A 22,571-nucleotide genomic window follows, 5' to 3' on the forward strand; every position below is an offset into this window, starting at 1 on the left:
TCAGCGGGCTTCAGAACCTTTCTGCCGCCCGCTGAAGAAGTCTATTTTAGTTGTCCTTAACGAATACAACCGTATTCATCCACTGCAATACCAATCGGTGTATTTGGGCATTGATCGATATAGCTGGGTACACCATCAAAATCTGTATCCAGCGGGCAGCCATCTAATTGCACATCGATTCCCACTGGGGTCTGCGGACATTGATCAGTGGCATCAATAACACCATCGGCATCTTCGTCATACCAAAAATCCGGATATTCAAGCCATTGATAGCCGACCGCCAAGCTGGCAAAACCATCGACACCACCTTCTTCAACCCCCTGGAAAAGCCGTATATCTGCGCGGGCCTGCCAGCGGGGCCCCAGGTGATATTTAATTCCCATTCCCACATTCACCATATTTTGCCGGTCATGCCAGTCACAATGGTAAGGCGGGTAGGGATAATGATGGCCGTCTGGCCGATCCTCAGGGACATAGAATTTCTTACGACAATCCCAAGGATAGGGATAGTATGGGTCGTAGGGATGATCCGGATCATAGACATACTTTGGGTCATCTGGATGCCAGTGTTTTTTACGGTAGCGCCGATCGTAATTAATACGCATTTCACCCAGGCCAAACGCGACATAAGGCTGCCAACAAAAATTACCGCAGAACTGCCCTCCAAATTGATATAGGAGATCTATGCGGTAGTTATACACATCTACTTTCTCGGGCGTATCCGCAACACTCACGACGAAATAGTCGACAACCCCTTCCATCGCCCAATGATTTGTCATGTTAAAGCCAAAACCGGCACCGACACCTGAGGTATCTCGCATTTCAAAACCGCGAAATGGCGTGCCTTGTAGGCGGTCACCATCAAACCAATGCTTACCCCCATTAACATAGAGGTTTAAAGTTCCAACAAAATCAGCGCGGACTTCAGAAACTGTAAAGAGTAAGATAAACGGCAGGCTATAGAGAAATGAAAGCAGAGGGTCACGCCTTCTCATTAGAAACACCAAGATTCCTTCCTTGATCAACCCCCCAAATTATTATTAACATCAATATCTATTAATAAAAATAATTCGGTTTTGTTTTCGCGATGCTTCCTGAATCCGGTTCTTATTGGAAATAAAATTCGATAATCACAGCACCACTAGAAGCATAGACGGCTAGTGGCGAAAAACAGTAATAAAGACAGGAGAGTTAACCCTTGCTGGCACCCAATATCGATAACTATGTTAGGAACTTGGTTCACCCACAAAACATACAAACCACCTGCTATGTCCCCAAAAGTATCCGTGAGTACGCACAGGACTTCCAAAATAATTCCAATAGCAACAGTAAGTGGTATCACAAACGCAGTAGTGATGGACTAACCCGGATCGACCAATTAGTAAGCCAGGCAGTACAAATTCAAACAAATGATTACGGAAGGATTACCCGTGTCGCCAAAGTACTAGTGGAAACCCTATATACCTGGCTTACTGGATTTGATCCCTCCACACCCACCAAGCTACTCGATAGCGATGGAATAACACGCCGTAAAGATGCCGTTTTAGCTTTACTCGGTGGAGCCTACTGCTGGTATCGACAAGCCAGTGAAGCTTTCAGCTCTGAGAGGAGAGCAATATCCAACATCGAAGCCCATTTGGACGTCCCTTTCTCACTATTTAATTACCGATTTAGCCGCAGTGGTTTTAATCTGCACACAGTGACAACGCTGTTATACCGTGGCGATACCCGCCCACCACAGAAGCTGTGGCAAGCCGGGGGATTCTTTCCCTGGATGAATCAAAATGGCCGCTTTGATCCGCACCTGGGTACCGGAGCATCTAACCAAGTCATCTCAACCACTACCAATGCAAATATTGTTGCGCGCTTTGCCTGGCACAACAAAACTTATTGCCCAAAAAGGTATTATTTTGTGCATGGAACAAATGAGGGTGACTTAGCCACTACCGGTTTTATCTATGAGCTCGATAAAAGAAACCACCAATGCGTAGAGGTTTCCACTGTCACCCAGGGACGTGAAGTTGCCTTTATGGCTATTCCCAACCAATTTATTCGCCGCTTTCGCATGCGTTATTTTGCGGGCACCCAAAATAATATTGAACTGTCGGACTGGATGTCCTATGACAGTAACACCATCCGCAACCTGAATGTTGTAGAAGACAAGCGCCGATGGGAAGCCGCCAAGAAAAACTGGAATGAGTTTTTCTAACAATAGAGGTGGGCTGTTGCATGCCACTGGTGCCATGTTAGCACCGGTGGCAAACATCGATCGTCAGTGCGAATTATTCGCCTTTGGACTCTTCAACAGTTGACGCATCTACGTCAGTGGTAGTTAGCGGCAGCGCTTCACCAGGTAACCTGCGGTATACCAGATCCCAAACACCGTGCCCCAGTCTCTGCCCTCGACGCTCAAACTTGGTCTCTGGGCGCCATTCTGGCCGGGCAACATAATCACCCTCACTGGCGGTATTTTCTAGCAGGTTTTCACCCTGCAATACTTCCAGCATATGCTCGGCATAATTCTCCCAGTCTGTCGCCATATGCATAAGACCGCCAGTTTTTAACTTGCTGCAAATCAGGCGAACAAATTCCGGCTGCACTATCCGGCGCTTGTGGTGCTTCTTCTTGTGCCAGGGGTCAGGGAAGTACAGCTGGAAACGATCCAGGCTCCCATCGGCAATACAATCGTTTAGGACATCGACCGCATCGGCCATGTAAACACGCAGGTTTTTGATACCTGCCTTGCCGGCATTATTGATCAACCGGCCAACGCCCGGCGGGTGTACTTCAATACCAATAAAATCCTTATCTGGCTCGGCTTCAGCCATGGCCAGCAGGGAATCCCCCATACCGAAACCGATCTCTAACGCCAGTGGCGCCTCGCGGCCAAAGACCTGTTGGCGATCCAGAGGTCCATCAAATAGGGAGAGTCCATACTGCCCCCAATAATTGTCAAAGGCATTGCGCTGCCCCTCTGTCATTCGCCCCGCGCGAATCACATAGCTGCGGATAGATTTCTTCTTAAATTCTGTGCGGTAGGGAAAATCTTCCGCAGATTCGTCTTGCATTGTTCGCGACCTCTTATGCGAAACGGTTTATATCTTGATGCTCTGTTCGGGCTCGGTATCTGAGTGTAAGCCCAGTAAAGCTGGCTACTTAGAGAAATTAAATGCGGCAAAAAACAGGACTACCCAGCCTGCTATCATCATCAGCCCGCCGAGAGGGGTGATTGGACCTAGCCATCGGGGGCCTCCCAGTGCCAGGGCATAGAGACTGCCGGAGAAGAAGATAATACCGAAAGCAAAAAGAGCGCCGCTCAGGGTCAGCGATAAACGGTTTCCCCAGTTTTGCATTAGTAGCACCACACCAAACAGCACCAAGGCGTGGATCATCTGGTACTGGACTCCGGTTTTATAGGCCTCTAGCAGGTTCTCTGCCACTTTACCGCGCAGGCCGTGAGCCCCAAACGCCCCCAGAGCCACACCACTAGCGCCAAAGAGTGCGCACAGCAGCAGATAGAGTTTGGCCATTACCTTCCCTTTTTGTTTTACCCAGTGGTGACAGGTATGCCTGTAACAGGCGGGACAAAAAAAACCGCGCTACTGCGCGGTTTTCTACCCGTGTACCAGAACGCCGATTTAGGCTTCCATAGCAGCACGCACTTTCTTCATGGCATTTTTTTCCAGCTGGCGAATTCGCTCAGCGGAAACACCATACTTATCAGCCAACTCATGCAATGTGGATTTCTCCTCACTGAGCCAGCGGGCCTGAATAATATCGCGGCTGCGATCATCCAGTTGTGCCATAGCACTGGCGAGGCTGGTCAAGTTGGTTTCCTGCCAGTTATCCCGCTCAAGCTGGGCGGCCGGATCAAAACTGCGGTCTTCCAGATAGTGAGCCGGTGCCTGCCAGGCGGTATCGTCATCGTCATCGACACCCGCATCAAAAGCCGCATCGTGTGCAGCCAGGCGGCCTTCCATTTCATGGACCTGGGTGACATCCACATTCAGGTCTTTGGCGACGGCCTTAGCTTCTGCATTGGTCAACCAGGCGAGTTTTTTCTTCTGACCGCGCAGGTTGAAGAATAATTTGCGCTGCGCCTTGGTGGTGGCAATTTTAACAATACGCCAGTTGCGCAGAATAAATTCGTGGATTTCAGCTTTAATCCAATGTACCGCAAAGGATACCAGGCGCACTCCCTTTTCGGGATTGAAGCGTTTGACGGCCTTCATCAAACCGACATTACCTTCCTGAATCAGGTCGGCTTCATTGAGCCCGTAGCCGGAATAAGATTTGGCGATATGCACTACAAAGCGCAGGTGTGACATGACCAGCTGGCGTGCAGCATCGAGATTTTCGCGGTAATAGAGGTCTTCTGCCAGGTGCTTTTCCTGTTCAGCGGTCAGTACGTCAAAACCACTGACGGTCTGGATATAAGCTCCCAGGTTGGCGCCCGGAGACAGCGTATGCACTGGCTGTAGGCTGGTTCCCATTCAGGTCTCTCCTGTCATTATTAGTCGGCCGATATTACCGGCCGCTGCCGGCGGATACTGTATCCGGCGACAAGCTGGACTCAGTGTAGCACTTGCACGGGCAGATAAGAAAGCCCGCCAACAACTACCGTATTCTGTTGTATTTCGCGGAATTAGAGGGGCTTTTTACGCCTCAGGTTCCCTTTGCCAGAACACTTTACCCTTCTTGATCGGACTGTTCGGTCAGCGGGGTTCTATCTTGCGAGTGTGTCGCGCTACCGCAAGCCAAGCCCCTAATAGGCCCAGCGAGGAGGCCCCCAAAGTTAATTGAAAGAAGTAACTGGCGCCCGGCCCTCTCAGTTCGAAGCTGCTGCCATAACTTGATGACAGACTCTCAACTGGCCCAGACAACATAGCCACACCACCTGTAAGCAACAGCCACGCCAACAACCCGCCAAATAGCCCATAACAAATGCCACTGTAAAGGAACGGCCGTCGCACAAACGCATTAGTGCCGCCAACGAGCTTTACTACCAGGATCTCCTCCCGACGACTTTCGATATGCAGTCGTATGGTATTGATCACCACCAATACCACTCCCAGCGCCAATAACAGGGCTAGACCTGCGGAGAGACGCTGTCCCAGTTCGGTGATCTGGGCGAGGCGCTGGACCCAGGCAAGATCCAAGACCACTGAATCCGTCAGTGCCTGGGCTCTCAGATTCTCCACCAAAGCCTGTAGTTTATCGCCGTCCTTCGCATCCCTTGGCCGCAGCAACAGCACTGCCGGCAGGGGGTTGGCATCCAGGCCAACCAATACATCCCCAAGCCCCGAGGCCTGTTCAAACTCTGCCAGGGCATCTTCCGGGGAGACATAAGTTACCTCCGCGATAGCGGGGTCACTGCGCAATTTGTCGGCCAGGGAATTAACCGCAGCCTGTCTCGCATCTTTGTGTAGAAAAACAGAAATTTGTGGCTGCCCATCCCAACCAGCCACCGCGCGCTGGAAATTCAACAGGCCCAATTGCAATGCCGCCGGCAGGGCCAGGGCAATAGCAATCACCAACGCCGTCATTGCACTGGCCATGGGTGCGCTAAAAAATCGACTGACAGAGTCGGCGGCCATCTCACGGTGATGCCCCAACCAGCTATTCCATCGATCGCCCAACCCTGTTTGTGCAACAACAGCGCCGGTGCTGCGCACACGTTTGTCTGCGGCAGGGTTGGCCTGCCGTTGCGCTTTAGCTTGGGTGTACTTCACGGCTCGGAACTCCGTCGTATATCAGTTGGCCAGCCTGTAGGGTCAATACCCGTCGGCGCATCCGTGCAATCAGTTCCAAGTCGTGGCTCGCCACCAGCACCGTAACTCCCACTGCGTTAAAGTCGGCGAATAACTGCATGATTTCCTGCGAGAGTGTTGGGTCCAGGTTGCCGGTGGGCTCATCGGCAACCAATATCGCGGGCTTGTTAACGACTGCGCGGGCAATCCCAACCCGCTGCTGCTCACCACCAGACAACATAATGGGATTTTGCTTTTCCTTGTGCAGCAAGCCGACCTTATCCAGGGCTGCGCGAACCCGACGCCCCACCTCGCGCTTATTGCAACCAGCAACAGACAAGGGCAGGGCAATATTGTCAAAAACGCTGCGGTCAAATAGCAGCTGGTGATTCTGGAAGACAATACCCAGATTGCGGCGGTAGTAGGGGATCTGGCCATTGCGCAGGCGGTTGAGATTCTGTCCGGCGACAAGAATACTGCCCTTAGTAGGGCGCTCAATCGCGGTCAGGAGTCTCAGTAAAGTACTTTTACCCGCACCGGAGTGACCGGTGAGAAACACCATATCGCCACGGGGGATTTCCAGGCTGACTCGCACCAGGGCATCCTGCCCCGATGCGTAACGCTTGTTCACATTATCGAAAGTGATCACGGCTTCTGTTGTTCTTGTTATTTCCTAGGCGAATTATCAGGCCTTATCGCGGCCAAACAGGGCGGATACGAACTCACGAGCGCGGAATGGCTGTAGATCTTCCGCCTGCTCACCCACACCGATAAAACGCACCGGGATGCCGAAACGACGAGCCAGGGCAAAGATAACGCCGCCTTTGGCAGTACCATCCAATTTGGTCAGCACCAAGCCAGTAACGCCGGCCGCCTCACGGAACTGAGAGGCCTGGTTAATCGCATTTTGGCCAGTGCCTGCATCCAGTACCAACAGCACTTCGTGGGGCGCGCTGGGATCCAGTTTGCCCATCACCCGGCGCACCTTGGTCAGCTCCTCCATCAAATTGGACTTAGTGTGGAGACGCCCGGCGGTATCGGCAATTACCACATCGACGCCGCGCGCCTGGGCAGACTGAACCGCATCGAAAATCACTGACGCACTATCGGCACCGGTATGCTGCGCAACAACCGGTACATCGTGGCGCTGCCCCCAAACCTGTAGCTGCTCAACTGCTGCGGCGCGGAATGTATCACCGGCAGCCAACATCACCAACTTGCCTTCACCGAGGAAGCGGTGGGCCAGCTTGCCGATTGTTGTGGTTTTACCCACACCGTTTACGCCCACTACCAGGATGACGTAAGGCTTTTTGCTGATATCGATTTCCAGGGGAGCATCAACACTATCGAGTAAGTCCGCCAGCTCCTGCTGCAATGCCTTGTAAAGTGCATCGCCATCGGCCAGTTCCCGACGGGATACACGTTCGGTCAGGCGTTCGACGATCTCGCTGGTAGCTTCAACCCCCACATCTGCCATTAACAGCTGTGTTTCAAGTTCTTCAAGCAGATCTTCATCAATCTCCTTGGCCCCGAGGAATAGGTTTCCCATCCCCTCGACAAACTGGTTGCTGGTACGGCTGAGGCCGCGACGAACACGCGCAAAGAAGCCCTCTTTCTTTTTGGCTTCCGGTTGCGGCTGCTCTTTGGCTCTGGGTTTTGCAGCTGGCTCGGGCTGAATCGGGGCTGTCTTCTCGGCCTCTTCTATTACAGGCTCTGCTGCAACAGCCACCTGGGGGGCTTCGACAACGGCCTCGGGCTCGCCCGCCGCATCGGTATGCTGCGCCCAGCCGGCACTCTCCTCTTGGGATTCAGAAGCTGGAGCTGTGGGTTCACCGATAGGGGCCTTTGTCTCCTCCAGAGCGGGAGCTTCTCCCTGGGCTGGCGACTTTTCCTCTATGCCTGAGGGCTCTGGGCTCTGCGCCGATGATTCCTCTTCAGACGCAGCAGTGACCTCCGCCTGGGATTGCTGGGGCTCACTTTGTTCGGGCTTGCGCTTCTTCTTTTTGCGCAGGAAGTCAAAAATCATTCGTATGTCCGGATGTACCGCTTGCAGAAAGACGCTAATCTTAGCATCGCTAAGCCCCCAGTAGAGAGTTACCTTGGCCAGAAGTTCATCCCGAAAGCAAAGCCCGCAAAACCTTTCACAGTTACGCATCATTGGCGGACAGTGGCGCGGGCGAAAATTACAGTTTGCCCCAGTTGAGGGCTTGAGACCTACCGGCGACCGACTGCGGGAGGTTCTGTTTAACTGGCTACAGTTCTACCTGCCCGACGCCCGCTGCCTGGACCTCTTTGCCGGTTCAGGAGCCCTGGGTCTGGAGGCGCTATCCCGAGGCGCTGGCTCGGTAGATTTTGTCGAGCTGAATACTCGCGCTGCGCGAACCCTGGCGGAACAGTTAAAACAGTTAAACGCCCGGGAAGCCAAAGTCCATAACTGTAGTGCAGAAGAGTTCCTCGGAAGTAATGGAAGTAAATACGACCTCGTATTTATCGATCCCCCTTTTGCTGACAATCTTTGGCAGGCAACTCTAGGCGCCCTGTCCGGCCATCTTTCGCAGGATGCATTAATCTATGTGGAAACACCGCGAGACACAGTGGTTGCATCAGTACCTGGCTGGGAACAGGAAAAAGAAAAACGTGCAGGACAGGTGTGTATGCGCTTGTTTCGCCGCGCCGGCCCATCGGTTTAGGGAAGAATAAAAAGATTCGGTTTTGACCTTAGCCGTAAATTGTTTACCATTCGCATCCCATTCGGCCCGCATTTAAGCCCTGGCGTATGAAAAAAGTCGTCTATCCCGGAACCTTCGATCCCATCACCAATGGTCACTTGGACTTGGTGGAGCGCGCATGCCGCTTGTTTGACCACGTTATCGTGGCTGTGGCTGCCAGCAACCGCAAAAACCCCCTGTTCACCTTAGAGGAGCGGGTAGAACTTTCACAAAAAGTTCTCGGCCACCTGCCCAATGTCGAAGTCATTGGGTTCGATATCCTGCTCGCCGACCTGGTGCGCCAGGTAGATGCGTATGGCGTACTGCGCGGTCTGCGCGCGGTGTCCGACTTTGAATACGAGTTCCAGCTGGCCAATATGAACCGTCAGTTAGCGCCCAATATGGAAAGTCTGTTTCTGACACCGGCAGAACATTTATCCTACATTTCATCCTCTTTAGTGCGTGAAATTGCCTCCCTGGGCGGCGATGTCACCAAGTTTGTTCCGGCTGCTGTACAAAGCGCGCTGGAAGAGAAATTTCGTTAAGCCGGAATCTGGCTATTTCTGATACACTCGAGCGGATTTATCCACAATCCGCGGAGTGTTACGTGCGCAACTTTCTCGCCGCCTTTGCACTGGTTCTGAGTCCCGCTTTCGCTTTTGCCGATGAACCACAACCGGAGTTTGATACCGGTCGCACTGCCGTTAAGTCCTCAACGGCCAACTTCTATATGGCAGTCACTGCCAACCCCCATGCCAGCCGGGCTGCCGAGCAGATTCTCGCCCGGGGCGGCAGCGCTGTGGACGCCGCCATTGCCGCTCAAATGGTATTGGGATTGGTAGAACCACAATCCTCCGGGATTGGTGGCGGGGCATTTATGCTCAGCTATGACGCTGCGGCAAAGAAGCTCAAGTACTACGACGGGCGCGAGACAGCCCCCTCTCAGGTAGATGAAAATTACTTTATCCGCGACAACAAGCCGCGTTCATTTTTTGAGTCTGTAATCGGCGGCTACTCGGTCGGCGTTCCCGGTGTTGTGCGAATGCTGGAAATGGCTCACGAGCGCGATGGCAAGTTACCCTGGGAGCAGTTATTTCAGCCGGCCATACACCTGGCCAAATCCGGCTTTCAGATATCACCGCGCCTTCACCAGCTGTTACTGCGCATGCCGAAGGTGGCTGCTCGACCGGAAATTGCCAGCTACTTCTTCAACAGTGATGGCAAGCCCCTGCCGGTGGGTCACAACTTGAAAAATCCAGCTTACGCGGAAACTCTGGAGGCAATTGCCCAGGGCGGTGCGGATGCCTTCTATCACGGCGACATTGCCAAGGCTATCGTCAAAGCTGTGCGCTATGACAGTGCCAACCCTGGGCTCCTGAGCCTCGAAGATATGGTTAGCTACCGGGCCAAGGAGCGCCAGCCCCTGTGTTCGGAGTTTCTCGAATATCGTGTGTGCGGTGCGGATGCCCCATCGTCCGGAGGTACCACAGTAGGCGGCATTCTGGGCATGCTGCAACAATTCCCACTGGAGCGCTTCGAGCCTGGCAGTGATCTGCTCACCCACTTATTTATCGAAGCTTCGGAACTGGCATTTGCCGATCGCAACACCTACTCCGGTGATTCCGACTTTGTCCAAGTACCCAGTAAATCACTGGTGTCCAGGGATTATTTGGCTCGCCGCGCGCAGTTAATCGACCCGGACTCCGCCACAGCTGCGACTCCGGGTACCCCAGCCGAACTCGGGGTGAAGCGGGTGATGGCCCAGTCGCCAGAGTTGCCCAACACCAGTCATTTAGTGATTGTCGACCGCTACGGTAATGGTGTCAGTATGACGACCAGTATTGAAACCGGCTTCGGGTCGCGCCTGATGGTGAAGGGCTTCCTGCTCAACAACCAGCTCACCGATTTTTCCTTCACTCCAAAAAACAGTAGTGGGGAGCGGGTGGCCAACCGCATTCAAGCGCGCAAGAGACCACGCTCTTCCATGTCCCCCACCATCGTTTTCAACAAAGATGGCAGCATGCGCCTTCTGGTGGGTTCCCCCGGCGGCTCACGAATTATTGACTACACCGCGCGCACCATTCTCTACCACCTGGGCTTGAATATGCCGATTGCCGAAGCGATTTCTGCGGGAAATATCGGTGCAATCGGTAAGAGAGTCGAATTGGAGCCCGGCTTTTTCAGCCCCGATACTATCGAGAAACTCGAAGCCCGTGGGCACGAGGTTGTCGAAAGGGGCCTCAACAGTGGTATCCATGCAATCGCTTTGCAAAATAACAAGCTGTACGGGGGAGCCGACCCCCGCCGCGAGGGCAGCGCCCAAGGGCGTTAACATTGATCAACCGAGGGGCGCACTGCCCCTCGGTTTCTTCCTCTCCTTAGCGCCTGCGGTCATAGACTTTCTGACCTTTGTAATAAGTCTGTATCACCCGGACACTACCAATATCTCGCTGCGAAATTAAAAACAGGTTTTTGTCCAAAACAATAAAGTCCGCCCACTTTCCCACCTCCAAACTACCGGTATCCTGCTCCAGGTGATTCGTAACAGCACCGGTAAAAGTGAACATTTCAATCATTGTCTCCAATGATATCTGGTTACTGACTCCAGCATGGATGTTCTGGATTGGTGACACCTCTCTCCCGGCAACATATCCCGAGTCCATAACCACGGCTATATGACGAGGCTCTGTATTAGATTTTCGACTTTCAGTTAAGTAACTTTTATCATCTGGAGAAACTTTTGAGCGCGCTGCTACTGACAGCAATAAAATCGGTTTTTCCTTATCAGCTGACAATACACTCCCAGCATTATCCGAACTGATATTAAGCAGGGTGTTACGCAATCCCAACTCCCTGCCACCATCCAGGGATATCTGTATAAGTTTTTGTAGAGCTGCCAACTCTTTATTACTCTTAGCATCCAGGTAAAACTGGAAATTATGTGAATTAGCACGAGCAATTATCTTGGAAATAAGTTCACTCGACAGGCCTGAATCACGTTGATCACCTAAACCTACCTTGTCAGCTTTCAAACTGACCGAATTGATCTTGAAATCATCGTCGGAATATTTTTCTGCAACCTTCTGCAATTCTCTAAGTTTTTTACCAGTGACATCCATCGCTATTTCAAAGGATGCTCGGATACGCAAACTTAATTTCTCTGACGATAGTGGGCGATCGAAAGCGCTGAGATATTTATTTAAATCATTGAGCGGCATTACAGCCTGAAAAAAAGTAGTTACGCCTCTCTTGGCCGCAATATTCTTAATCTCTGAAAAACTTCGAGTTGGTTTTTCACCCTCATTATTTACGGGTATCAGACGGGAAAAAACCTCCACCGCTTCACGACCATGAAAAATACCGATGGGAAGACCATCTTCACCTTTTTCGATTCTACCGCCCTCAGAAAAATTAGACTCCATATCAATCCCAGCTGCGGCAATACCTTCAGAGTTAGTCCATACACTGGCGCCATCTTCTGAGAAAAGAATAATGGGGATCAAATCATTTATTTGATCCAATATTGCTTTATGTGGTCTGTGTGGTGCAAAAATGACATGACGCCAGCCGCTGCCGACGACAAGCTGCTTCTCGGGGTTGGCCTGAATAAATTTACGAACACTATTCTCATACCCCTCTACAGTTTTATATGTGGATAAATCCAAACTGTCACTGATACCAACATCAGGTATTTGCTGAATAAAACCGGGCAATACCATTTTTCCACTGAGATCAGTAACCTTCGTTCCCTCTCCTACAAGGGCTTCTGCCCCCCGATCTGTACCCACATAAACAATGCGCCCATCACGGATAGCCATTGCCGAGGCAATACTGCGGGCCGGGTCGACGGTATAGATATACGCATTCCTTAAAACGTGCTGGGCGGGTTCTACACTGGCGGCCGGCGAGGGGGATTCAGCCCTTTCACAAGCAATTAACAATAGTGAAATGAGCAGGCAGGCCAGGCGCATAGGAACTCCTCACAGTTTTCTGCAATTCCCGATACTCGGGTCTTATCAGGAAAAGTGTAGAAAGCTCGGACACATTTGTGTGCCTAACCTCGAGACCACAACCAGTGATACCCAAATGACCCACTGGTACAGGGACCCAGGCCGCACTCGAGGAGAACCGCGACTAAATTGGCCAACACGACAGTGAAGAACGAGATGGCAATGCACTTTTCAATCAAAGTAAACTCTCTCGTGGCAAAACTTCGCCGCTTAAAGCCAAACATTAATGCAACGCCACAGTAGATCAGTAAGACAAAGAAAATCAGCGCAGACCAAGTGTATAAATGTAAGCCAAATACTGGGCTGCCAAACCCTGGATCGCCAGGGCTGATATGCAGCAATACCTGCCTGACAGCAGCAGCCAGACCGGCCAGACACGAAAGAATAACAACGCCGTAATGCTCTGCACGAATACTAAAGCGCAGGTTCAACATCAATCCCATGCCAATCATGGCAAAGGCGACACGTTGTAAGAGACAGAGAGGGCAGGGGTGTTGGTGAGATACCAACTCCATGATCAAGGCAATCCATAGGATTATGCTTACCGCTAACAGCGCCAGGCTATCCAGCCTTCTGACCATAAACACCATCATGGGCACGGTCCCTAGAAAGACAGCGACAGTGCTCGCGTCATATGATATCCACACCACATAATGAAGATCAGCAAGGTCAACAACCACCAGCCCATTGCGGAGCGGCGGCGACCATTCCAAACGGCCCAAATCGACAGGGTGACCGTTAGAAAAGGCAATATCATGACCACTAAGCAGCTCCTTATCGGCAATACGATGATATAAGTATTGCCTAAAGCTGCCAGAAGGATGCGATTTAACGTTGGCAGCTAGAGCAGAAAAAGGTATTTCTCTGCCCTAAAACCATATCTTTAACTGCTCGGCCACAAGAGGGACAGGGCTCACCCGCACGGCCATAAACATTTAGTTGTTGGGCGAAATAACCTGGTTTTCCATCGCCGCCGATAAAGTCCCGCAAGGTAGTCCCACCTTGGGCGATCGCCTGACTGAGAACCTGCTTTATGGACTCAGCCAAGCGCTGGTATCGGACTTTGGAAATAGAACCGGCCTGTCGATCTGGGCGAATGCCCGCCAGGAAAAGAGATTCACTGGCGTAAATATTGCCCACCCCCACAACGATACGGCCATCCATGATAAAGGTTTTGACCGATTGCTTGCGCTTGCGCGAAGTCTCGAACAGATAGTCACCACTAAATTCTTCCGAGAGAGGCTCTGGGCCCAGGTGGCTGAGTAAGTCGTGGGTCAGAGGGTCCGCTACCGTCCACAGTAGGGCACCAAAACGGCGCGGGTCGCGGTAACGCAGTGTGAGACCACTATCCAGGCGCCAGTCGATATGATCATGCTTTTCCGGTGCCAGTGCAGCCTCAACCATACGCAAGCTGCCAGACATCCCCAGGTGCCAGATAGCGCAGCCCTTGTCAGTATGCACCAGTAAGTATTTGGCCCGGCGCTCCAGCTTCAGTATCCGGGCATTGCGGATACGTCGCTCAAAGTCTGCTTCCACGGGCCAGCGCAACTGGTGCTGACGCACTTTTGCGGAGCGAATTTTGTGCCCCTCCAGGTGAGGTTGCAGGCCTCTGAGAGTGGTTTCTACTTCTGGGAGCTCTGGCATCGTCTGGAGTTACCCTGTGTAAACTGGCTGCTCAATTTCCAATACGCACAAAAAAGCCCGGTTAGAACCGGGCTTTCTGTACAGTAGCGGTAGGCAATTATTTAATTTTGCCTTCCTTGTACATTACATGCTTGCGTACAACGGGATCGTACTTTTTGATCTCCATTTTCTCAGGCATGTTGCGCTTGTTTTTGGTAGTGGTGTAGAAGTGGCCAGTACCGGCGCTGGAATTCAGACGAATCTTCTCACGCATTGCTCTATCTCCAATCTATTAGCTGGGCTACAGCCGTTACACTTTTTCGCCGCGGGCGCGCAGCTCAGTCAAGACAGCGTCGATACCTTTCTTATCGATAACGCGCATGCCTTTCGCGGAAACACGCAGCTTCACAAAACGCTTCTCGGATTCAACCCAGAAACGGTGGCTGTGCAGGTTCGGCACGAAGCGACGCTTGGTGCGGTTCTTAGCGTGGGATACATTGTTTCCGGTGACCGGACGCTTACCGGTTACCTGACATACCTTGGACATCTGTTGGCCTCTTCAAAACGCTTGTGCCCGCATGGCGCCAATCCTGAAGAGGAAAAGGTAGTGCGGGAACATAAAAATCGGGATTCTAATCCGGTTCCTGGATGGCGGCGGAACCTGTGCAGAATCTGGCCCGGCCGCAAAGAGCGGCGTTTTATACCAAAAGAGCCCGTAGGGAGCAAGTTTTGTACAACATTTCAACGCCGGGAACGACACCTTTACATCAATCCCTGCTCTGCAAAGGATAGCGCCTTGCCCTCACCGACGATCAAATGGTCCAGAACCTTAATATCCACCAGCTCTAGTGCCTGGGTCAAACGCTCGGTAATCCAGATATCTGCCTGGCTGGGCTCACTGACACCAGACGGGTGGTTATGCGCCAAAATAACCGCCGCAGCTCCCTTCAACAGCGCTTGCTGTACTACTTCGCGCGGGTAGACATTCGCTGCATTCAGAGTCCCCTCGAACAACTCCTCAAAAGCGATCACCCGATGTTGATTATCCAGGTAGAGGCAGCAGAACACTTCCCTGCGCCGGTGCCTGAGCTGGATTGCCAGGTAATCCCTGACCGCTCCGGGACTGCACAGTGCGCTGCCGTGCTGTATCGTCTCCGCCAAGTGCCGCTTGGCCATTTCCAGCGCCGCTTGCAACTGCGCAAACTTGGCGTCACCGAGCCCTCGCGCGCGACAAAAGTCATCCCGCTCGGCCTCTAATAGGGGGCGCAAGCCACCAAAATCATTGAGTAGTCCCCTGGCCAGATCCACTGCTGAGAGGCCGGGTAGCCCCACGCGCAGAAAAATTGCCAACAGCTCTGCATCCGACAGAGCCTCAGCCCCTCTCTCCAACAGCTTTTCCCGGGGCCTCTCACCTGCCGGCCAGTCCTTTATTTTCATTTGTAGCCCAGTTAGTCAGTGTCTTATCTATCGCACATCTACTGAACACCTCTTCCATGCTGCGCCTTTGAAGCACTACTGCAGTCTTATAAGAAACGACACAGAAATGCTAATCTTACCGGCTCGCACCAAATCGGAAACAGCATTTATGTCCTCTCTGGCCGACAAACGCATACTTTTAGGTATCAGCGGTGGAATTGCCGCCTATAAGAGTGCCGACCTGGTTCGCCGGCTCAAAGAGCGCGGTGCCGATGTCCGAGTGGTAATGAGCGCCGGAGCACAGAAGTTTGTACAGCCACTGACCTTTCAGGCGCTATCCGCTAACCCGGTGCATACAGACTTGTTGGATCCCTCGGCAGAAGCCGCTATGGGTCATATCGAACTGGCGAAATGGGCTGATCTTATCCTGATTGCTCCAGCCAGTGCCCAGGTAATGGCAAAGTTGGCTGCCGGTATGGCTGATGACCTCTTAACCACCCTTTGTTTGGCCAGCGAAGCCCCCCTGGCCCTGGCACCAGCCATGAACCAAGCCATGTGGCGCCACGCAGCTACCTCAGCCAATGCTCAGACCCTAAAAGAGCGCGGAGTCATATTCTGGGGCCCAGGCGCGGGTAGCCAGGCCTGTGGCGACGTGGGCCCCGGCCGTATGTTGGAACCAGAAAACCTGGCGGAACACACTGAATCCCTGTTTCATACAAGCCACTCACTGCAGGGCCGTAAAGTAGTAATCACTGCCGGCCCTACCAGGGAAGCCATTGACCCAGTGAGATTCCTCAGCAACCACAGCTCTGGAAAAATGGGCTTCGCCCTGGCCGCGGCGGCGCAGAGTGCCGGTGCCGAAGTGACATTGATTGCCGGCCCCGTAAATTTGGACACGCCGCCAAAGGTCAATCGTATCGATGTTATCAGCGCCCAGGATATGTATGAGGCCGCCAAAAGTGCCGCCGATCACTGCGATATCTTTATCAGTGCAGCAGCCGTTGCTGATTTCCGCCCGGCCCAAGTCGCTGAGCAGAAAATCAAAAAGAAAGACGGGCAAGATGATGATGCAATTGCCCTCATCAAAAATCCCGATATTGTTGCAGCCATAGCCACGCGTACTGAGCTACGGCCTTTCACTATCGGGTTCGCCGCAGAGACAGAACAGGTTCTCGCCCACGCCCAGAGCAAGCTGCAGCGAAAAAACCTCGATATGATCATTGCCAACGATGTGAGCCAATCGGATTCGGGATTTAACAGCGATCACAACGCTGTCACTGTGATAGATGCGGATGGTCAGAGCCGACTGGCTCCCGCATTAAAGACCGACCTAGCCCGACAGCTCATTGAACTCATCGCCTCCAAGGCTCAGTGACAACATTTACGCTCAAATCAGGGATATCTGTGGGCTCCAACAACAAAAAGAAACCAGGCGGTACCATGCAGAAAGGGTTATTTTTACCGTTATTATTAGTAGTTGTCGCTTGGCTGGGCGGTGCCTATCTGTTAATCCAGTATCTTGTAATACCCCACAATCATTCGCAGATTGAGCTAGCCGCCAAGCAAAAAACTGCCGAACTAGCTGAAGTCGTGCAGTCTTACGTCGCAGACTATTCGAAGCGCCTGCAGGCCCTTAGATCAAGGAAGCTCCCTGCAGCAACACTGATTGAATCTACCAAACTACCTGAGCAGGTATCCCTCCAGGCCTTTTCTTCCGAACAGGTTCGAGTGGGCTCAGGGCAAAATCCCTCCCTGAACTTTGCCTTGGTCGATCTGTTAAAGCGCAGTCAGGAAACACCTGAGCAACCGATGGAAGTACTGCGTACAGGTGTGGAAAATAGCTGGCAACTTCATAGTGTTATCACCCTGGAAAATGAACAACTACTGGCTACCCAACCCTTTTCCGTGCTGGAAAACATTTTAAAAAGTCTGGGCGGTAGTCATGGACAAGTTCAGTTAATGCAGAAGTTTCCCGATGCCCACCGACAAACACTGTGGCGCGCAGGCATAGGAAAAGGCTACAACACTGTAGAGCAACTTGAGGACAGCTATTTAAGCCTCCACTTCAGTCCCTCTCAAACCTTTGTCGAACAGCACAGTCTGCCCACGTCCTGGATTTACATCGGAGCCGGTATTGGAATATTGGTGAGCCTATTTGCCCTACTGAAATTCCTACCTCGCGATTCGAGAGCCCCATGGGAAAGAAGTAAGGATGCTAGTGGCAGCGAGCTTAATAAGGCGCACCCACAAGCCTCTGATGGAGGAACTACACAGGCTCCCAATACAGATTTTCTGCCGCAGAGCTTGGCCTCAGCACCCAGTATCTCGGACTCTGATTCGGAGAACTCAGAAAGCGAAGAAAAAGAAAATAGTTCAAAGGACTTGCCAGAAAGTGACGATGACAAGCCCGAGCTGCCTCTGACCTCTGAGTATCCCCAGCATGTTTTCCGCGCCTACGATATCCGTGGAATCGCCGGGCAGGAAATCAACGAACCTTTTGCCTATCAACTAGGTAGAGCGCTCGGCACCCTGGCACAGCACGCTGGAGAACATCTCTTACTAGTTGGCCGAGATGGACGCAATAGCAGTGAGACACTTAGCCAGTGCCTGATTGAGGGAATTCTAGATAGTGGCTGCAACTCTATTAATCTCGGCCTGATTCCATCACCACTTCTCTATTACGCTTGTGCGAAAGGAAAAAATACCAGTAGTGGGGTCATTGTTACCGCAAGCCACAACCCTGCGGAATACAACGGCTTTAAGATCGTACTGAAAGGTCGCGCCCTGGCGGAAGACAAACTGCAGGGGCTCTACCAGTTGATGAAAAAAGGCCCATTCAAAAGTGGGGAAGGCGCCAATCGGGAGCAAGAAATCACCGATAAATATATCGATGAAGTTTTCAATAATGTCGCCCTCGCCGGGCAACCGCACTTGGTTGTCGATGCTGGCAATGGCGCCACCTCCAACCTGGCTCCCCGCCTCTTTGAGCAGCTCGGCTGTGCAGTAACACCGATCTATTGTGAGGTGGATGGCAACTTCCCCAATCACGCACCGGACCCATCCAGACCGGAAAACCTCGGAGCCTTAACTGAAAAAGTGCTGGCTACAGGAGCAGATCTGGGCGTGGCCCTGGATGGTGATGGTGATCGTGTTACCCTGATTTCAAGCAGCGGCCGTATCGCTTGGGCAGATCAACTGGTTATGTTGCTGGCAAGGGATATCCTTGCGCGCAATCCGGGAGAAAATATTGTCTTCGACGTTAAGAGCAGTCGCAGTTTATCCCAGCTAATCAGCCAGTATGGGGGCCGCCCCATTATGTGGAAGACCGGACACTCTCCGATGAAAGCCAAGATGTTGGAGACCAAAGCCATTTTGGGCGGCGAGCTTTCCGGACATATCTTTATTAAGGACCGCTGGTTTGGTTTCGACGATGGTATCTACGCTGCTGCGCGGGTACTAGAAATTATGGCACTGCGCGAACAAAGTCTTGATGAACTCCTCGACACCTTGCCGAAAATGCACAGCACCCCTGAGATCCTGCTACCAGTAGAGGAAACTGAGAAGTTTTCACTGATAGACCAGCTGCGCGATAAGGGGAATTTTGGCAATGCCGATATCAATACTATCGACGGCCTGCGCATAGAGTTTCCCGATGGCTGGGGGCTTGTACGTGCCTCCAATACCACTAGCGCACTAACCCTGCGCTTTGAGGCTGAAAATGAACAGGCCCTGGAGCGCATCCGTACTGAGGTGATGGGACAGCTCAGAAAGATTGCTCCCGCAATTACTGTACCCGACTGGCAGCTGCTCGATTAAGATAAAACGGCGGAATAGACTGCGCCGCCATCGGGCCACTGCCCCTATTGCTTAGAAAACAATCCACCACATTTGCTTTAAATCGTTGGCGACTCAATTCAGGACCCCAAACCTGATTCCCTTTCGCCCTGTGTAAGGAACTGCCCATGTCCCTAGATCTAAACTCTGCGCTGAAAAGTGCCCAGGTCCTCAATGAAGCACTGCCCTATATCCAGCGCTTTACGGGTAAAACTATTGTGGTCAAGTTCGGTGGCAACGCCATGGTGGATGAGCAACTACAAAACAGTTTCGCGCGAGACATTATCCTGATGAAGCTGGTAGGTATGAACCCAGTGGTAGTGCACGGTGGCGGACCTCAAATCGGGCAGCTGCTAAACAAGCTCAGTATTGAGTCCCGCTTCGTAGACGGAATGAGAGTCACCGATAGCGAAACCATGGATGTTGTGGAGATGGTGTTAGGGGGCACCGTCAACAAACAGATCGTCAATTTGATTAACAAAAATGGGGGCCGCGCGGTAGGTATCACCGGTAAAGACGGATTGCTGGTTAAAGCGCGAAAGTTGACCCGAAAAAATGAGAGTGCGGGGCTACATGCCTCTGAAATCATTGATATCGGCCAGGTAGGAGAAGTCGAAAAAGTTAATATTGATGTGATCAATATGCTGGTTCACAGCGACTTTATCCCGGTTATTGCGCCCATCGGAGTCGACGGCAATGGGGTTTCATACAATATTAATGCCGATCTCGTCGCTGGAAAAATCGCTGAGGAATTGAAAGCAGAAAAGCTGATGTTACTCACCAACGTCGCCGGTCTGCAGGATAAGGAGGGGGAGGTTCTCACTGGACTGACTACCAATGAAGTAGAGGGCTTAATTCAGGATGGCACCATCTATGGCGGCATGCTGCCAAAAATCAGCTGCGCTCTGGACGCTGTACAGGATGGGGTAAATTCCGCTCACATCATCGACGGCCGTGTGCCCCACGCCATATTGCTCGAAATATTTACAGATCGAGGCGTGGGTACCCTGATTACCAACATCGAAGCGCAAACTGTGGACCACTAGGCCCTTGGCAATTGAAGACAGCCCGGCGAATCGGTAGGATTCCGCCGCCGTCAAAATAAGACGACAAGAGCAAAACTAAATTCCGCCCCCCAAGCGGACCAAAGGCAGTCAATGAGCAGCGAAAAAATCAATCGGCGTCAACAAATCCTGGAAGCTCTAGCACATATGCTGGAAGTCAGTCCCGGCGCACGTATTACAACAGCAGCACTGGCCAAGGAAGTTGGTTTCTCTGAAGCCGCGCTATATCGTCACTTCCCCAGTAAATCCAAGATGTTTGAAGGGCTGATCGAATTTATTGAGGAGACCATTTTCAGCCGTATCGCAATGATCCTGCAGGAGGAGCCCTCGGCTCTCAATCGCTGCCAGAAAATTCTGCAGCTTCTTCTGGCGTTCTGTGAACGCAATCCAGGAATCACTCGCCTGCTTACAGGCGACGCGCTTACCGGTGAAACTGAGAGGCTGCATGGACGAATCCTGCAGTTGTTTGATCGACTGGAAACCCAAATTAGACAGATCTTGCGCGAAGCCGAATTGCGCGAACACCTGCGCCCGACTCTTCCTCTCGGTGGTGCTGCCAACCTGCTTTTGGCGAGCGCGGAGGGGCGCATCGTCCAATACGTGCGCAGCGGTTTTAAGCGTAAGCCTACAGAGTACTGGGCAGAACAGTGGCCCGTATTAACGGCTGGTTTCTTCCGTGAGACAGTGGCTGCAGCCAGATAACCATTTCCTCATGAGGGCTGTTTAGCGGTAGCCCTCCGAAATTATTCAGGCATTGAGAAATTAGCTAGCTCTCAGCATTAAGTTCGGTATAGCGGGCTACCGCCTTATCGAAATCAACCCCTATGGTATCCGCTTCAGCCGCACGCCGGCTGAGGCGCTCCTCAAGCACTTCCATTTCTTTTTGTAGATCAGCAATTCTCTGCAACAATTCGGGAGCCACCTCACGGCCGCCCCGCTGCGTGCGCGCAGCAGAGGCTTCTTCCTGGGCAATTTGCCGGCGTAGACTGCTGATATTTGAGCGCATGATAGCCATATCCTGCTCTACGACAGCCAACTTGCGCGACCGAGCACTCTCAATATCCGCAATACTGTTATAGCGCTTGAGCAACTTACGATCCGCTTCCCGCTGGGCCTCTAGCTGAAGTTCGGCTTGGTACTCTTCGGGACTGAGCTGCGGTGCAACTACTTCAACTACACGACCGGTAAGAGTGAGAATCTCATATCCATTTGGAACAAATTCCGGTGGAATAGCATCGTTGATCACCAGGACTCCCTGGTGATCAGTGTATCGATACAAAACCCGGCTATTGTTGCCATAAGCCTCTACAGCCAACATCAAAAGGGTGCTGACCAATAGAGGTACTAAAGGGGCGACTCGCATCGCTCTTCTCTCTAAATTAACCGGCCCACGGCTAGGGGGGACAAAATTTATTGACCCGCGACACCGTAGCGCTGCCGGTAGTCCACAATTTTCTGCAGAGTATCGCTATCATTCGACTCCTGCTCGAGAAAGCTAATCACATCGTCTAACTGCACGATGCCGACCACAGGAATATTGTACTGTCTCTCAACTTGCTGAATAGCGGAGAATTCACAATCTTCGCTAGCCTTTTCCTGGCGGTTGAGACCAATCACAACTCCCGCCGCCTCTGCGCCATGAGATTCGATAATTTGCATCACTTCGCGCACGGCTGTGCCCGCGGTAATAACATCATCGATAATCAAAACCTTGCCATTAAGTGGCGCACCCACTAAGGTTCCGCCTTCACCGTGATCCTTGGCTTCTTTTCGGTTGTAACAGAAAGGCTTATCGATCCCCTTTTGGGCTAGAGCCACAGCAGTCACCGCTCCCAGCGGGATACCTTTGTAGGCCGGCCCAAAAATGACATCGAACTCCACTCCCGAAGCGATTATCGCCTCGGCATAGGCCTGTCCCAGCGCTGCCAGTGCAGCACCGGTGTGGAAACGGCCGGCATTGAAAAAGTAGGGGCTTTGACGGCCCGACTTCAATGTGAAGTCGCCGAAACACAAAACCTGATGATCCAGGGCAAGTTGGATAAAATCGCGCTGATATTGCTGCATGGAAAATTGTTAACTATTGGCTAAGGTGAAGGGAGACCTCCCCGTAGCATTCCCGGGGGTAGGCATGCATATAATGTTTCTAATGATACACAGTCCGCTGGT

The 22,571-nt window shown here is 52.2% G+C and carries 24 protein-coding genes; 8 read left to right on the top strand and 16 right to left on the bottom strand.

Annotation, left to right across the window (positions count from 1 at the left end; genetic code table 11):
- Nucleotides 1-56 precede the first annotated feature (56 nt).
- Nucleotides 57-995, bottom strand: a complete 939-nt coding sequence (locus tag ACJJI1_RS07285; RefSeq protein ID WP_282930654.1) for an outer membrane beta-barrel protein — start codon at nucleotides 993-995, stop codon at nucleotides 57-59.
- Between the two features lie 203 nt (nucleotides 996-1,198).
- Here ACJJI1_RS07285 and ACJJI1_RS07290 point away from each other — a divergent pair, with 203 nt between their 5' ends.
- Nucleotides 1,199-2,209: a hypothetical protein gene (locus ACJJI1_RS07290; protein ID WP_413663809.1), complete on the top strand. Its 1,011-nt coding sequence runs from the start codon at nucleotides 1,199-1,201 to the stop codon at nucleotides 2,207-2,209.
- Between the two features lie 73 nt (nucleotides 2,210-2,282).
- Here the strand turns inward: ACJJI1_RS07290 and trmB are convergent, their stop codons facing one another.
- From trmB to ftsY, 6 genes are all read right to left on the bottom strand, one after another.
- The gene (trmB, locus tag ACJJI1_RS07295; protein ID WP_444958967.1) at nucleotides 2,283-3,068 is read right to left on the bottom strand and encodes a tRNA (guanosine(46)-N7)-methyltransferase TrmB; all 786 of its coding nucleotides are present in this window, start codon (nucleotides 3,066-3,068) and stop codon (nucleotides 2,283-2,285) included.
- 84 nt (nucleotides 3,069-3,152) lie between these two features.
- A complete protein-coding gene (locus ACJJI1_RS07300; RefSeq protein ID WP_444958968.1) occupies nucleotides 3,153-3,530 on the bottom strand; it encodes a DUF423 domain-containing protein in 378 nt (125 codons plus the stop codon).
- 108 nt (nucleotides 3,531-3,638) lie between these two features.
- Nucleotides 3,639-4,493: an RNA polymerase sigma factor RpoH gene (gene rpoH / locus ACJJI1_RS07305; RefSeq protein ID WP_282930650.1), complete on the bottom strand. Its 855-nt coding sequence runs from the start codon at nucleotides 4,491-4,493 to the stop codon at nucleotides 3,639-3,641.
- Between the two features lie 222 nt (nucleotides 4,494-4,715).
- Nucleotides 4,716-5,732 carry a permease-like cell division protein FtsX gene (ftsX, locus tag ACJJI1_RS07310; protein ID WP_444915170.1) on the bottom strand — a complete coding sequence of 339 codons (1,017 nt, stop codon included), beginning with the start codon at nucleotides 5,730-5,732 and terminating at the stop codon, nucleotides 4,716-4,718.
- Nucleotides 5,713-6,399 (bottom strand): cell division ATP-binding protein FtsE, encoded by a 687-nt coding sequence (gene ftsE / locus ACJJI1_RS07315; RefSeq protein ID WP_282930649.1) that lies wholly within the window; start codon nucleotides 6,397-6,399, stop codon nucleotides 5,713-5,715. Before ftsE ends, ftsX begins: the two co-directional genes overlap by 20 nt.
- Before the next feature lie 36 nt (nucleotides 6,400-6,435).
- Nucleotides 6,436-7,428 (bottom strand): signal recognition particle-docking protein FtsY, encoded by a 993-nt coding sequence (gene ftsY, locus ACJJI1_RS07320; protein WP_507020346.1) that lies wholly within the window; start codon nucleotides 7,426-7,428, stop codon nucleotides 6,436-6,438.
- 421 nt (nucleotides 7,429-7,849) lie between these two features.
- Here ftsY and rsmD point away from each other — a divergent pair, with 421 nt between their 5' ends.
- From rsmD to ggt, 3 genes are all read left to right on the top strand, one after another.
- Nucleotides 7,850-8,440: a 16S rRNA (guanine(966)-N(2))-methyltransferase RsmD gene (gene rsmD, locus ACJJI1_RS07325; protein ID WP_444895667.1), complete on the top strand. Its 591-nt coding sequence runs from the start codon at nucleotides 7,850-7,852 to the stop codon at nucleotides 8,438-8,440.
- An 86-nt stretch (nucleotides 8,441-8,526) separates the two neighbouring features.
- Entirely contained in the window at nucleotides 8,527-9,003 is a 477-nt protein-coding gene (gene coaD, locus ACJJI1_RS07330; RefSeq protein WP_282930647.1) for a pantetheine-phosphate adenylyltransferase, read from the top strand.
- Between the two features lie 62 nt (nucleotides 9,004-9,065).
- Nucleotides 9,066-10,790 (top strand): gamma-glutamyltransferase, encoded by a 1,725-nt coding sequence (ggt, locus tag ACJJI1_RS07335; RefSeq protein WP_413663814.1) that lies wholly within the window; start codon nucleotides 9,066-9,068, stop codon nucleotides 10,788-10,790.
- 46 nt (nucleotides 10,791-10,836) lie between these two features.
- On the opposite strand, the gene ACJJI1_RS07340 is transcribed toward ggt, so the two are convergent.
- From ACJJI1_RS07340 to radC, 7 genes are all read right to left on the bottom strand, one after another.
- Nucleotides 10,837-12,429 (bottom strand): amidohydrolase, encoded by a 1,593-nt coding sequence (locus tag ACJJI1_RS07340; RefSeq protein ID WP_444958969.1) that lies wholly within the window; start codon nucleotides 12,427-12,429, stop codon nucleotides 10,837-10,839.
- An 83-nt stretch (nucleotides 12,430-12,512) separates the two neighbouring features.
- Nucleotides 12,513-13,061, bottom strand: a complete 549-nt coding sequence (locus ACJJI1_RS07345; protein ID WP_444958970.1) for a disulfide bond formation protein B — start codon at nucleotides 13,059-13,061, stop codon at nucleotides 12,513-12,515.
- A gap of 11 nt (nucleotides 13,062-13,072) precedes the next feature.
- Nucleotides 13,073-13,225: a DUF5993 family protein gene (locus ACJJI1_RS07350; RefSeq protein ID WP_282934619.1), complete on the bottom strand. Its 153-nt coding sequence runs from the start codon at nucleotides 13,223-13,225 to the stop codon at nucleotides 13,073-13,075.
- A 71-nt stretch (nucleotides 13,226-13,296) separates the two neighbouring features.
- Nucleotides 13,297-14,112: a bifunctional DNA-formamidopyrimidine glycosylase/DNA-(apurinic or apyrimidinic site) lyase gene (mutM, locus tag ACJJI1_RS07355; protein WP_444958971.1), complete on the bottom strand. Its 816-nt coding sequence runs from the start codon at nucleotides 14,110-14,112 to the stop codon at nucleotides 13,297-13,299.
- A 97-nt stretch (nucleotides 14,113-14,209) separates the two neighbouring features.
- Complete coding sequence (rpmG, locus tag ACJJI1_RS07360) at nucleotides 14,210-14,365, bottom strand: 50S ribosomal protein L33 (RefSeq protein WP_020413983.1); 156 nt, start codon at nucleotides 14,363-14,365, stop codon at nucleotides 14,210-14,212.
- Between the two features lie 36 nt (nucleotides 14,366-14,401).
- Nucleotides 14,402-14,638 (bottom strand): 50S ribosomal protein L28, encoded by a 237-nt coding sequence (gene rpmB, locus ACJJI1_RS07365; RefSeq protein WP_020413982.1) that lies wholly within the window; start codon nucleotides 14,636-14,638, stop codon nucleotides 14,402-14,404.
- 215 nt (nucleotides 14,639-14,853) lie between these two features.
- Complete coding sequence (gene radC, locus ACJJI1_RS07370) at nucleotides 14,854-15,528, bottom strand: RadC family protein (protein ID WP_444892377.1); 675 nt, start codon at nucleotides 15,526-15,528, stop codon at nucleotides 14,854-14,856.
- A 148-nt stretch (nucleotides 15,529-15,676) separates the two neighbouring features.
- Here radC and coaBC point away from each other — a divergent pair, with 148 nt between their 5' ends.
- The 4 genes from coaBC (at nucleotide 15,677) to slmA (ending at nucleotide 21,107) form a co-directional block, all read left to right on the top strand.
- On the top strand, nucleotides 15,677-16,882 hold the full coding sequence (coaBC, locus tag ACJJI1_RS07375) for a bifunctional phosphopantothenoylcysteine decarboxylase/phosphopantothenate--cysteine ligase CoaBC (protein WP_444958972.1): 1,206 nt from the start codon (nucleotides 15,677-15,679) through the stop codon (nucleotides 16,880-16,882).
- A gap of 65 nt (nucleotides 16,883-16,947) precedes the next feature.
- Entirely contained in the window at nucleotides 16,948-19,323 is a 2,376-nt protein-coding gene (locus ACJJI1_RS07380; protein WP_444958973.1) for a phosphomannomutase/phosphoglucomutase, read from the top strand.
- A 146-nt stretch (nucleotides 19,324-19,469) separates the two neighbouring features.
- The gene (argB, locus tag ACJJI1_RS07385; RefSeq protein WP_444958974.1) at nucleotides 19,470-20,387 is read left to right on the top strand and encodes an acetylglutamate kinase; all 918 of its coding nucleotides are present in this window, start codon (nucleotides 19,470-19,472) and stop codon (nucleotides 20,385-20,387) included.
- Between the two features lie 111 nt (nucleotides 20,388-20,498).
- The gene (gene slmA / locus ACJJI1_RS07390) at nucleotides 20,499-21,107 is read left to right on the top strand and encodes a nucleoid occlusion factor SlmA (protein WP_108735025.1); all 609 of its coding nucleotides are present in this window, start codon (nucleotides 20,499-20,501) and stop codon (nucleotides 21,105-21,107) included.
- A gap of 64 nt (nucleotides 21,108-21,171) precedes the next feature.
- Here slmA and ACJJI1_RS07395 read toward each other — a convergent pair whose 3' ends face one another.
- Nucleotides 21,172-21,768, bottom strand: coding sequence for a hypothetical protein (locus ACJJI1_RS07395; RefSeq protein ID WP_444915164.1), 597 nt, complete (start codon nucleotides 21,766-21,768; stop codon nucleotides 21,172-21,174).
- Between the two features lie 47 nt (nucleotides 21,769-21,815).
- Complete coding sequence (gene pyrE / locus ACJJI1_RS07400) at nucleotides 21,816-22,469, bottom strand: orotate phosphoribosyltransferase (RefSeq protein WP_413663822.1); 654 nt, start codon at nucleotides 22,467-22,469, stop codon at nucleotides 21,816-21,818.
- Nucleotides 22,470-22,571 lie beyond the last annotated feature (102 nt).

The sequence above is a fragment of the Microbulbifer maximicatervae (SeqCode) genome (genome assembly GCF_052467065.1).